The organism is Bacillus sp. RO1 (assembly GCF_012524115.1).
In the GTDB taxonomy this organism is placed as follows: domain Bacteria; phylum Bacillota; class Bacilli; order Bacillales; family Bacillaceae_I; genus Sutcliffiella_A.
The window spans coordinates 1-11,265 of sequence record NZ_JAAZWB010000009.1; the positions used below are offsets into that span (position 1 = coordinate 1).

Here is an 11,265-nt window from a genome sequence, read left to right on the forward strand (position 1 = left end):
CCTTTAAAATATAGGAAACTTTGTCCTCATTCATGGCGTATGACTACCTCTTCCTTTGAAATGCTTGCTACTTTGTCCTCATTCGGCGCCTATGACTACCTCTTCCTTTAAAATACAGGAAACTTTGTCCTCATTCGGGGCGTATGACTACCTCTTCCTTTAAAATACGGAGAACTTTGTCCTCATTCATGGCGTATGACTACCTCTTCCTTTAAAATACGGAGAAATTTGTCCTCATTCAACCTGTATGACTACACAATCCCCATACAAGCTTCATCACAAATAAAAACCTGCGCCAACTATTGTCAGCGCAGGTCCTTTCTTCAAGTATTAAGCACTATAATTTTCTTTAACAACAGATGCACAACGCACACATAATGTTGGATGGTCCTTATCTTCTCCAACTGTCGGTGTGACAACCCAACAGCGGTCACAAGTTTCGCCTTCTGCAGGTGTAACGGAGATGGCTACTCCTTCAAATTGTTGCGCACTTTGTGGAGCTTCTTCTTTCACGCCAGCAACTTCCAATCCTGAAACGATAAATAGTTGCTGTACATTTTCTTCGATAGAATCAAGCAGTGCCTTAGTCTCGGTATTCGGATATAAAGTGATTTTAGCTGCAAGGGATTTACCGATCACTTTTTCGTTACGGGCAACCTCTAGCGCTTTTAACACATCATCACGAAGTGCCATAAATTTATCCCATTTTTCTTCAATCGCATCTGCACCGTCAACAGACAATACGTCCGGCATATCAACCAGTTGCACACTTTCTTCTTTTACAAAATCAATGTGTGACCATACTTCGTCCGCTGTATGAGGAAGGATTGGTGTCACAAGTTTGGTAAGAGCAAGCAATGTCTCATAAAGAACAGTTTGGATGGCACGGCGGTCATGCTGGTCTTTGCCTTCGATATAAAGGATGTCTTTAGCAAAGTCAAGGTAGAATGAACTCAATTCAATCGTACAGAAGTTGTGAACAGCATGATAGATACCAGCAAACTCATATTCTTCATAGGACTTTTTCACTTTCGTGATTAGGTTGTTAAGTTTGACCATCATGTAACGATCCACTTCACGAAGATCCTTCATTTCCACCGCATTTACAGTCGGATCAAAGTCAGCAAGATTACCAAGCAGGAAGCGGAAGGTGTTACGGATTTTACGATACACTTCAGCTACTTGCTTTAAGATATTATCAGACACTCGAACGTCAGATTGATAATCAACAGAAGCTACCCATAGACGAAGAATATCTGCACCAAGTTGGTTCATCACTTTAGAAGGAAGAACGACGTTACCTAATGATTTACTCATCTTGCGCCCTTCTCCATCAAGTGCGAAACCGTGACTCAAGATTCCTTTGTAAGGAGCTTTTCCAGTTACAGCTACACTTGTTGTAAGGGAGGAGTTGAACCATCCGCGATATTGGTCAGAACCTTCCAGGTAAAGATCAGCAGGACGTTGCAGGTCATCTCTTTCTTCTAGAACAGATTGATGGGACGAACCGGAATCAAACCATACATCCATGATATCCATCTCTTTAAAGAAAGTGCCATTTGGACTTCCTTTATGTGTGAAACCTTCTGGAAGCAAGTCTTTCGCTTCTTTTTCAAACCAGATATTAGATCCATGCTCTCTGAACAAAGCAGATACATGATCGATTGTTTCGTCTGTGATAATTTCCTGGCCGTTTTCTGCATAGAACACAGGAATTGGAACTCCCCATGCACGCTGACGGGAAATACACCAGTCTCCACGGTCACGTACCATGTTGTAAAGGCGAGTTTCACCCCATGCTGGTACCCATTTAGTTTCTGCCACTGCTTCAAGCAATTGGTCCCTGATTTTATCAATGGAAGCAAACCATTGTGCGGTTGCACGGAAGATGGTCGGCTTTTTCGTACGCCAGTCATGTGGATAAGAGTGCGTGATAAAGTTCAGCTTTAAAAGTGCTCCTGCTTCTTGTAGCTTTTCTGTAATCGGCTTGTTAGCCTCGTCATAGAAAAGTCCTTCAAATCCTGGTGCTTCTTCTGTCATATTACCTTTCGCATCAACCGGGCACAATACGTCAAGGCCATACTTCTTTCCGATGATAAAGTCGTCTTCCCCGTGACCTGGTGCAGTATGAACACAGCCTGTTCCTGCGTCAGTCGTAACATGGTCACCAAGCATTACTAATGAAGTGCGGTCATACAATGGATGTTTCGCAACTACATGCTCTAATTCTGCCCCTTTAAGTGTTTTCACAACTTTTGCGTCTTCCCACTCAAGTGTGCTAGATACAGTTTCCATAAGTTCTGTCGCGATGATGAACTTACTGCCATTTACTTCGACAACATTGTAATCTAGATCCGCATGCACAGCAATTCCAAGGTTAGCAGGAATGGTCCATGGAGTGGTCGTCCAGATGATGAAGCTTTCTGATCCATCTAGTACGCCTTTTCCGTCTTCTACCTTAAAGGCTACATAGATGGAAGGAGAACGTTTATCTTGATATTCGATTTCCGCTTCTGCAAGTGCAGATTCACTAGAAGGAGACCAATAAACAGGCTTTAAACCTTTATAGATCAGTCCGTTTTTCGCCATTTCTCCGAACACTTTGATTTGCTGTGCTTCATATTCAGGTTTTAGTGTGATATAAGGATTGAACCAGTCTCCACGTACTCCAAGGCGCATAAATTGCTCACGTTGACGGTCGACTTGGTCGTAAGCATATTCTTCACATAATTTACGGAAGTCTGCTACGGACATTTCTTTGCGTTTTACTTTTTTGTTCTTTGTAAGAGCTGTTTCAATTGGCAGACCGTGTGTATCCCAACCAGGTACATATGGCGCATGGTAACCGCTCATTGATTTGTAGCGGACGATGAAGTCTTTTAGGACTTTGTTGAGTGCGTGACCCATATGGATGTCTCCGTTTGCATATGGAGGCCCGTCGTGCAAGACGTACATTGGGCGGTCTTTTGTGCGTTCTTGCACTTTTTTGTAGATGTCCATTTCGTCCCATTTTTGTTGCTGTTGTGGTTCGCGGTTTGGTAGGTTTCCGCGCATTGGGAATTCGGTTTTAGGCATTAATAAGGTATCTTTATATTCCATGTTCTTTCCTCCAACTTTCACGTTTTTGTTTTTTCATAAAATAAGGGTATTGATCAACGCCGCTGTTCATTTCTGCACTGGGCTTCGCTTTCGTAGGGGCTGACGAGAGCCTCCTTGGCTATGCCTGCGGGGCTCCACCTAGCGCTATCTCCCACAGGAGTCTTCGCCCTTTGCTTCAATCAACAGCTAAAAAATCTTCAAAAATAAAAAAATCCCCTCATCCCATGAAAGGGACGAGAGGATCTCCCGTGGTACCACCCTAAATTGACGTAACTGCTTGATGGCAATTAGTCCGCTTTAGCATTCGTAACGTGAATGTGACGACAAGACTTACAGGCATTATGCGTTCAGTCCCGTGCTCTAGGGTGATCTTCACTTCTCTTCTTATACCGGGCTTTCACCGTCCCCAGTTCGCTATAATAAGTGGTAAGAGAAACTACTGTCCCTATCAACGCTTTAAATAGTTTATAAAAATAAGTGCATGTATTTATTGTATGAAAAAACTTTGATTTGTTTCGTTATTATACTGAATATAACCTTATATCGTCAAGGTTATACTCCACTTTCTTCTAATTCTTTATCTTTTTCTTCGTATTCCATTAAGTGTTCCCAATCATCGTTGTCGATCAGCTCCAGTTGCGCTTCAACTAGCATCTTGAAGCGGTTGCGGAAAATCTTTGATTGTTTCTTTAATTCATCTATTTCCACTTGTAGCTTTCTTGACTTTAATAAGGATTCATTAATGATGCGGTCTGCATTCTTCTCAGCTTCCTTGATAATCAGCTTTGCTTCTTTTTGAGCATTTCTTCTGACATCTTCTGCTGATTCTTGTGCTACAAGAATGGACTTATTTAACGTTTCTTCAATCGTGTTAAAGTGAGATAGTCGGTCATTCAATTCTTTGACCTTTTCCTCATGCTCTTTCTTTTCACGCAGAATCATCTCATAGTCCTTGATTACCTGATCAAGAAATTCATTTACTTCATCTTCATCGTAGCCGCGGAAAGCCTTGTTAAATTCTTTATTGTGAATATCAAGTGGTGTTAAGGGCATTGATGCCACCTCCATTAAAATCTCTACTGTTACTTAACATTATTCGACATACTCTTTTGTTTTCCTGCCAATCAAGAAATTATTTTTGTTTTCCTAAAATAATTCTCCATTTATCTTTCTTGGTTTTTCCATCTATAGTCAAAAGTTTACTTCTTCCAAATCCCCTTACAGAAAGGATGTCCCCTTCCTGACATTCAAAAGATGTCTGCTCGACAAGCCTCCAGTTGACCTTCACCTTTTTAGCATCAATCATTAATTGCGCCTTTTGTCTAGAAAGGTTGTAGATGGACGCAATCATGACATCCAATCGCAAGGATGCAGCTGTCGTAGAAACTTCGTCCCAGCTTGTTTCAGTAGATTTTAGAGACTCTAGAGGAATCTCATTCAAAGACACCTTCACCTTTCCCACTTCTTGTAATTGCAGCTCAATAAACGCACTTACTTCTGAGCTAACTACAACTTGAATAGTGGTATCGTGAAAAAAGATATCCCCAAATTTATTTCTTTTAAGTCCAATACCCATTAAAGATCCCAGCACTTGGCGATGTTCAATCTTCACAAACTTTTCGGGGTAGGAAAGATCATAAGCTTTTAGCTGGAAATCTCCTGCAGTTGGTTCGAGATAAGGTGGATATAAGAGGGCACGTTTTCTTTCGGCACCTTTTGTTCCCCCATGGAAAGCAAGCTTTACATCCTCATTATTTCCTACTACACTCTTCACAATTTCCTGCTCACGAGGGTCAAGGAAATCCGTAAGTTTTGAAGCATACTGTTCGATTACAGTCTCCTTCCATTCCATTACTTGATCGATAAAATCATGCTCTTCTTGACGAAAATGTTGATAAATACTCATATTATCACTCTACTCTTACAAAAGTTAAGAAGGGAAACTCGTTATCGTATTAGCGAGATTCCCTACTTTTAATATTAATATATACCTATCATACGAAACAAAGCTTCGAGCCCTAATACTGCATATCGCAACACAAAAATAGCGACGATTGGTGAAATGTCAATCATTCCAAGTGGCGGGATGATGCGGCGAAACATGTCAAGGTATGGTTCACATATTCTTCCTAAGATCCTACCAAAGGATGACTCCCTTGCGCCAGGGAACCAAGACATAAAGATATAAATGATTAACGCTAACGTATAAATGAAAACTAACTGATCAAGATAATTAAAAAATGTACCCATGAATGTCTACCACCTCTTGTCTGTATATTCTTCCTGTTCTTGCTGCATAATCTCAGAAATTGACCCAGATACATCCACATTGTCTGGCGTGCATAGGAAAATATTCTGTCCAATGCGCTGGATATCTCCCCCAATGGCATATACGGTGCCACTTAGAAAGTCTACGATCCGCTTAGCCTGATCCATATCAATCCGCTGCAAGTTGACGATGATCGCGCGACGGTTCTTCAAATGGTCGGCGACGTCTTGTGCTTCCGAATAGGATCTAGGTTCATAAAGAACCACTTTGGATGTCTTCTGTACACTCTGCAGGCTGACAACATTTTGCCTTGAAGCAGGCTGAGTAGTCCCCGATCTTGTTCTTCTCGGCTCCTCTACCATTTCTTCTTCCTCGTATACTTCCGATTCTTTGTACTCATATTCTTCATCATCTAAAGCAAAAAAGCTTTTAAATTTTGATTTTATCGTCATACCTTACACCTCCAAATTATTGTTCGTTTCCTACAAGCGCACTTCCAATCCGGACGAATGTTGCACCTTCTTCAATGGCAATCTTGTAGTCATTGGACATACCCATGGACAATTCTGTACATGGCGCAAACGGTAGGTTCATCGATTGAATTTCTTGTTGCAAAGACTTCAAACCGCGGAAGCACTTTCGTAACATTTCTTCTTCCTCTGTGAAAGGAGCCATTGTCATTAATCCAACAATTTTAATGTTATGGAGATCTGAGAGTGTTTTTACAAATCCCGGAACTTCATCCGGCGATAGCCCGTGTTTTGAATCTTCCCCTGAAACGTTTACTTGAATAAAGCATTTAACGATTTTTTCTGCCCTTTTATGTATTTCTTCTGCTAGGGACTTGCGGTCTAAGGAGTGTATATAATCCACCTTATCAATGATATTTTTTACTTTTTTTGATTGTAAGGTGCCGATGAAATGCCACGTTGCTTGATTAGATATCGAATCCCATTTCTTTAAGAAACCATCATCACGGTTTTCCCCAAGATCCGTTACACCTGCTGTAATGGCCTCTTCTGCACGCTCTGTTGATACATATTTTGTAACGGCAATAATCTTTACCTCTTCCATTGAACGATTGGCACGGTCACAGGCCTCTCTGATATTTTGCTGAATTTCGGAAAGATTTAATTTGACTGATTGTTCGTTCATTCAAAATCCGCACCTTTCAAACCGATAAAACTCATCATTCTTCCTGTTTTTCCTTTATCCCGACGATGGGAAAAGAATAAGGATTCATTAGAGCTTGTACAAAAAGAGCTGCAAAGAATGTTTTTCTCCTTCACACCAGCTTGTAAAAGAAGTTCATAATTGACTTTTTTAAGGTCAAGAGCATACTGCCCGCTTGAAACTTCTTTCATATATGTTCCCTTTTCTACACCAGGAAGTGCATCGATTATTCTATTAACAACATGATCATCCACAATATATGCTTGTGCCGAAATAGCTGGTCCAATGGCAACTTGAATCGTATCAATGGTAACGCCATCTTCCATCCATCGATTAATCATGTTGCCGGCAATATTCTTCACGGTGCCTTTCCAGCCGGCATGAGCAATCCCAACTAAAGCATGCTCCTTGGAATAAAAGTACAATGGCACACAATCGGCAAAACATAGTGTTAATAAAATATTTTCACAATCTGTATATATGCCGTCTGTTCCTGCCAAAGCAGTGCTGTAGGAATATACACCTTTACCTTTATCCTGGCTGTTTACTTTTATGATTTTATCTTCATGTGTTTGGTCGCATCCTACCCAATTTTCTGTAGGCATATCCAAGTGACTTGCCAAAATCTCTTTATTTTGACAAACAGCTTCAACTGAATCTTTGACATGCAACCCCATATTCAATGTACGGAATTGTCCTTCACTGACTCCTCCATTTTTCGTCGTAAATCCGACAATCAAGTTGGAATCTTTCTTTTTCCAAGCGGGGAGTGACAGTGCTTGTTCTTTCTCCAGAACAAATGGCTCGGTCATTTATGACACCTTCTTTATTGTTACACTCATATTCTTTCATATTGTACCACATTTTTCTACTAACATTGAATTATATTGTCCCATTCGACAGTAATTTTCGCCCATCATTCCTCATATGCGGTCTCTATTTTTGTTTGATAACGCACAAGTATAACATCTGCACCAATTTTGACGATATTTCGCCATGGAATTACGACCTCCTCATCCTTTCCAAAAAAACCTAACACCTTTCCGCCTCCGGTAATGATGATAGCCTCAATTTTTCCATTTGTTAGGTTTATGTCAATATCGCCAATATTACCAAGTTTTTTTCCATCTGAAACACTTACCACATCTTTCATTTGAAAATCAGATATTTTCACCATGTTCATTCCCCCATTTTAGCTATTATACTTAACTATATGATAGATGCATCGAACTTCATGAGGAGAAAAGAAAAAAGTTTTGTTTCAAACATTAACTTGTCCAAAAAAAAGAACCAGTGATCCGTTTAGTTATTGGATCCTGGAACTTTTTTTTATATTTTCCTGCATTAGCTTTGAATATTCTTATTCATCTGCTTGATTGCTGCCTTTTCCAGGCGAGATACTTGAGCTTGCGAAATTCCGATTTCATCAGCAACTTCCATCTGTGTTTTACCTTGAAAGAAACGTTTTCTCAAGATGAGTTTTTCCCTATCATTCAGACGTCTCATTCCTTCTTTAAGAGCAATCTCTTCTATCCATTGGATATCTTTGTTCTTTTCATCACTAATCTGATCCAAAACATAGATAGGATCTCCTCCATCATTGTATATTGGTTCAAACAATGAGACAGGATCTTGGATGGCATCAAGGGCGAAAACAATTTCTTCATGAGGTACTTCCAAAACTTTTGAAATCTCTTCTGCTGTCGGCTCTCTAGATGTTTCACTCATTAATCTTTCTCTCACCTGCAGTGCTTTATAGGCGATATCACGTAACGACCTCGACACTCTAATTGGATTATTGTCACGAAGGTATCGTCTGATTTCCCCGATAATCATCGGTACTGCATATGTAGAAAATTTAACATTCTGACCTAAATCGAAGTTATCAATAGATTTCATCAATCCAATACAACCTACTTGAAATAAGTCATCGACAAATTCTCCACGGTTGTTAAACCGTTGAATAACACTTAATACAAGCCTTAAATTGCCATTAACAAGCTTTTCACGAGCAGAAAGTTCACCACTTTGCATTTCGCGAAACAACTTCCTCATTTCTTCATTTTTCAAAACAGGAAGCTTAGAGGTGTCTACTCCACAGATCTCTACCTTATTACGTGTCATTCTTTCCCCTCCTAACAGGAGTTGCTGTTCAGAGTTAAGTATCTCCTCAGGAGGGAAAAATATGCATATGCAGAAATCTATCTATTCTGACAAATAATTACAATCCTTATCAACACTAGGATTATTGTATAAAAATTTTTTTACACCATTTTGTTAAATTCTTTTCTGAGCCTTTTAATAATACGTTTTTCTAGACGGGATATATATGATTGAGAAATTCCAAGCATATCTGCAACATCTTTTTGTGTTTTTTCTTCACCGCCTATTAGGCCAAAGCGTAATTCCATGATTTGCTTTTCTCTATCATTTAGTTGTTCTAGGGCTTTGAGTAGTAGCTTTCGGTCAACATTTGCTTCTAAATCTTTTGTGATGATGTCTTCTTCGGTACCAAGCACATCTGAAAGCAACAATTCATTACCATCCCAGTCAATATTTAATGGTTCGTCAAATGATACTTCAGATCGAACCTTATTATTTCTGCGCAAATACATTAAAATTTCATTCTCAATGCAACGGGAAGCATAAGTTGCCAATTTAATCTTCTTTTCAGGATTGAACGTATTTACAGCTTTAATCAATCCGATCGTTCCAATACTAATTAAGTCTTCGATGTTTATACCCGTGTTCTCAAACTTTCTTGCAATGTATACAACAAGTCTCAAGTTTCGTTCAATTAAAATAGATCTTGCTGCCTGGTCTCCATTAGGCAATTTGATGAGAAGGTGGGCCTCTTCTTCTTTCGATAAAGGAGGCGGCAGTGCTTCACTTCCCCCGATATAATAAATTTCATCTGTCTTTAATCCTAATTTGATTAATAATTTATACCACAAATAAGTAATCTTAATCTTCAGTTTCCCCAAAATATTTCCTCCCTTTTTCTGATACTTGTGTAGGTTGTGAATATAGAATTATGAAACCTGCTCAACCACTTCTCCCTGTAGCATTTTTGGATGGAGGATACATACATAATCCCCTTCCGAAGAGAGGGTTGTTTTAGTCAGTCCAAGAAGAAATTTATTTGTTTCGTATTGTTTACCATCATGATGGATGACCGCTTTGTCCGGCTTTATTGCAAGCATCAAACTGGTACTTTTTCCAACTGCGCGGTATGGGATGATCCTTATTCTATCCACCCATTTAGTTTCCTCTGAAAATGTTGGCCAACCTTGAGTTTGTTCAATGGAATCCATAGCTTGTATTATTTCTTGAGGGATAAATGCTTGAAGAGAGTCCACCTCCACAATCATGACAGGGGTTTTGGTAATAGGATCTAATAACTGGTTTCCACTGTCCAAGAGACCTGGTAACGAAATCACTTCCTTTTCTACGGTAATGGAGATATTGGCCAATTGGTCATATTTGAACTTTCTTGTTTCTACTGCATGGAATTGCTTCTTTGATAAGTATAAAAGGATCGGAAAACCGATGAGGACAAACATCCATGAAATTGGATCTCCAAGTCCGGTGGTCAAGCTGCGAATAGTGTCATTGGCGAAACGCTGATCTACTTGCAAAGCGTAATGAACAGCAAGCATACCTCCGCCAACCGAAAAGGTAGTAACATAGAATACAATCAAATTTTCTAGAAAAACCCTGAGCCTATGAAACCCGTATGCTGCAAGTATAATCGTGAGGGAGAAAAGCATTTTGACAAACGGATTTGCAACTAGTGCCTGTAATGGCGTAAACATGAGAACGACAATTAATGATCCTAAAAATGCCCCTAGCATCAATCTCCAAGTCACCATTTTTCTCTTCAGAATGATACCGGTAATCTTCAAAAGCAGTAAATCAAACCCGAAATTCAGTAGCCAGATCGCATCTAAATATACGGTCAATTTTAGTCCCTCATTTATACCTTTTTATGTTTGAAACTAGTATAAATCACTACTATTAGAAAGTCTGTCAGTTCCTGCCGATGGTAGAATACAATTTTTGAAAGTTTTTTTGCTTATTTGTCGGAGAGGAAGATTAGGGGTAGAAAAGATGGTGAAAAGTACTTTTTGTTTGGTTATTCATGACTGTTCCTTTCCGCAAATAGCTTCGCTTTCCGCGGGATGATGCTTAGATCACGGTTCCAGCAGCTTTGAAATATTGGTTGGAATTTGCCTTTGCGTATCCTCTTTGACCATTTCAATGGTATTTTGTGGTCAAAAGATCTTCATTGGGAGGGAGGTCTTCTCTTTTTTCCTTGTCATGGTGGTCTTCATAGCGGCGATGAAACTTCTCGGCTCCTTTTTCCTGCTTACTGAAGTCTTCATGATGACCATGAGGACCTCCCTTCTCCTTTTTCCTCGTCACGCAGGTCTTCATTGCGGTGATGAAGACTTCTCGGCTCCTTTTTTCTCCTTACTGAAGTCTTAATGATGACCATGAGGACCTCCCTTCTCCTTTTTCCTCGTCACGCAGGTCTTCATAGCGGCGATGAAGACTACTCGGCTCCTTTTTCCTGCTTACTGAAGTCTTCATGCTGACACTGAGGTCCTCCCTTCTCCTTTTTCCTCCCCACGCAGGTCTTTATAGCGACGATGAAGACTTCTCGTCTCCTTTTTCCTGCTTACTGAAGTCTTCATGATGACCATGAGGTCCTCCCTTCTCCT

12 protein-coding genes and 1 other annotated feature are annotated in these 11,265 nt (G+C 39.9%); all 12 genes read right to left on the reverse strand.

Features of this window, described 5'->3' with window-relative positions; all coding sequences use genetic code 11:
* Nucleotides 1-330: 330 nt before the first annotated feature.
* Complete coding sequence (gene ileS / locus HC179_RS00185; RefSeq protein ID WP_168862504.1) at nucleotides 331-3,099, reverse strand: isoleucine--tRNA ligase; 2,769 nt, start codon at nucleotides 3,097-3,099, stop codon at nucleotides 331-333.
* Between the two features lie 226 nt (nucleotides 3,100-3,325).
* Nucleotides 3,326-3,560: a binding site (T-box leader), on the reverse strand.
* Nucleotides 3,561-3,651: 91 nt separating this feature from the next.
* On the reverse strand, nucleotides 3,652-4,152 hold the full coding sequence (locus HC179_RS00190; protein WP_060665826.1) for a DivIVA domain-containing protein: 501 nt from the start codon (nucleotides 4,150-4,152) through the stop codon (nucleotides 3,652-3,654).
* Between the two features lie 79 nt (nucleotides 4,153-4,231).
* Nucleotides 4,232-5,005, reverse strand: a complete 774-nt coding sequence (locus tag HC179_RS00195; protein ID WP_168862505.1) for a YlmH family RNA-binding protein — start codon at nucleotides 5,003-5,005, stop codon at nucleotides 4,232-4,234.
* A 74-nt stretch (nucleotides 5,006-5,079) separates the two neighbouring features.
* On the reverse strand, nucleotides 5,080-5,349 hold the full coding sequence (locus tag HC179_RS00200) for a YggT family protein (protein WP_168862506.1): 270 nt from the start codon (nucleotides 5,347-5,349) through the stop codon (nucleotides 5,080-5,082).
* A 6-nt stretch (nucleotides 5,350-5,355) separates the two neighbouring features.
* The gene (locus HC179_RS00205; RefSeq protein ID WP_148986578.1) at nucleotides 5,356-5,820 is read right to left on the reverse strand and encodes a cell division protein SepF; all 465 of its coding nucleotides are present in this window, start codon (nucleotides 5,818-5,820) and stop codon (nucleotides 5,356-5,358) included.
* Nucleotides 5,821-5,836: 16 nt separating this feature from the next.
* Nucleotides 5,837-6,523: a YggS family pyridoxal phosphate-dependent enzyme gene (locus HC179_RS00210; RefSeq protein ID WP_168862507.1), complete on the reverse strand. Its 687-nt coding sequence runs from the start codon at nucleotides 6,521-6,523 to the stop codon at nucleotides 5,837-5,839.
* Nucleotides 6,520-7,353, reverse strand: a complete 834-nt coding sequence (gene pgeF, locus HC179_RS00215) for a peptidoglycan editing factor PgeF (protein WP_168862508.1) — start codon at nucleotides 7,351-7,353, stop codon at nucleotides 6,520-6,522. Before pgeF ends, HC179_RS00210 begins: the two co-directional genes overlap by 4 nt.
* Nucleotides 7,354-7,457: 104 nt before the next feature.
* On the reverse strand, nucleotides 7,458-7,718 hold the full coding sequence (locus HC179_RS00220) for a YlmC/YmxH family sporulation protein (RefSeq protein WP_168862509.1): 261 nt from the start codon (nucleotides 7,716-7,718) through the stop codon (nucleotides 7,458-7,460).
* Between the two features lie 167 nt (nucleotides 7,719-7,885).
* Nucleotides 7,886-8,665, reverse strand: a complete 780-nt coding sequence (gene sigG, locus HC179_RS00225; RefSeq protein ID WP_060665819.1) for an RNA polymerase sporulation sigma factor SigG — start codon at nucleotides 8,663-8,665, stop codon at nucleotides 7,886-7,888.
* Between the two features lie 140 nt (nucleotides 8,666-8,805).
* Nucleotides 8,806-9,525: an RNA polymerase sporulation sigma factor SigE gene (gene sigE / locus HC179_RS00230; RefSeq protein WP_168862510.1), complete on the reverse strand. Its 720-nt coding sequence runs from the start codon at nucleotides 9,523-9,525 to the stop codon at nucleotides 8,806-8,808.
* A gap of 48 nt (nucleotides 9,526-9,573) precedes the next feature.
* Complete coding sequence (gene spoIIGA / locus HC179_RS00235; RefSeq protein WP_168862511.1) at nucleotides 9,574-10,503, reverse strand: sigma-E processing peptidase SpoIIGA; 930 nt, start codon at nucleotides 10,501-10,503, stop codon at nucleotides 9,574-9,576.
* A 295-nt stretch (nucleotides 10,504-10,798) separates the two neighbouring features.
* On the reverse strand, nucleotides 10,799-10,978 hold the full coding sequence (locus HC179_RS00240; protein ID WP_168862512.1) for a hypothetical protein: 180 nt from the start codon (nucleotides 10,976-10,978) through the stop codon (nucleotides 10,799-10,801).
* Nucleotides 10,979-11,265: the final 287 nt, after the last annotated feature.

What these genes read in the sequence shown, in the direction of transcription:
- HC179_RS00205 (WP_148986578.1), bottom strand. Translation starts at nt 5,820, where the DNA reads ATGACGATAAAATCAAAATTTAAAAGCTTTTTTGCTTTAGATGATGAA.
- ileS (WP_168862504.1), bottom strand. Translation starts at nt 3,099, where the DNA reads ATGGAATATAAAGATACCTTATTAATGCCTAAAACCGAATTCCCAATG.
- HC179_RS00200 (WP_168862506.1), bottom strand. Translation starts at nt 5,349, where the DNA reads ATGGGTACATTTTTTAATTATCTTGATCAGTTAGTTTTCATTTATACG.
- HC179_RS00190 (WP_060665826.1), bottom strand. Translation starts at nt 4,152, where the DNA reads ATGCCCTTAACACCACTTGATATTCACAATAAAGAATTTAACAAGGCT.
- pgeF (WP_168862508.1), bottom strand. Translation starts at nt 7,353, where the DNA reads ATGACCGAGCCATTTGTTCTGGAGAAAGAACAAGCACTGTCACTCCCC.
- HC179_RS00210 (WP_168862507.1), bottom strand. Translation starts at nt 6,523, where the DNA reads ATGAACGAACAATCAGTCAAATTAAATCTTTCCGAAATTCAGCAAAAT.
- HC179_RS00195 (WP_168862505.1), bottom strand. Translation starts at nt 5,005, where the DNA reads ATGAGTATTTATCAACATTTTCGTCAAGAAGAGCATGATTTTATCGAT.
- sigG (WP_060665819.1), bottom strand. Translation starts at nt 8,665, where the DNA reads ATGACACGTAATAAGGTAGAGATCTGTGGAGTAGACACCTCTAAGCTT.
- HC179_RS00240 (WP_168862512.1), bottom strand. Translation starts at nt 10,978, where the DNA reads ATGAAGACCTGCGTGACGAGGAAAAAGGAGAAGGGAGGTCCTCATGGT.
- HC179_RS00220 (WP_168862509.1), bottom strand. Translation starts at nt 7,718, where the DNA reads ATGGTGAAAATATCTGATTTTCAAATGAAAGATGTGGTAAGTGTTTCA.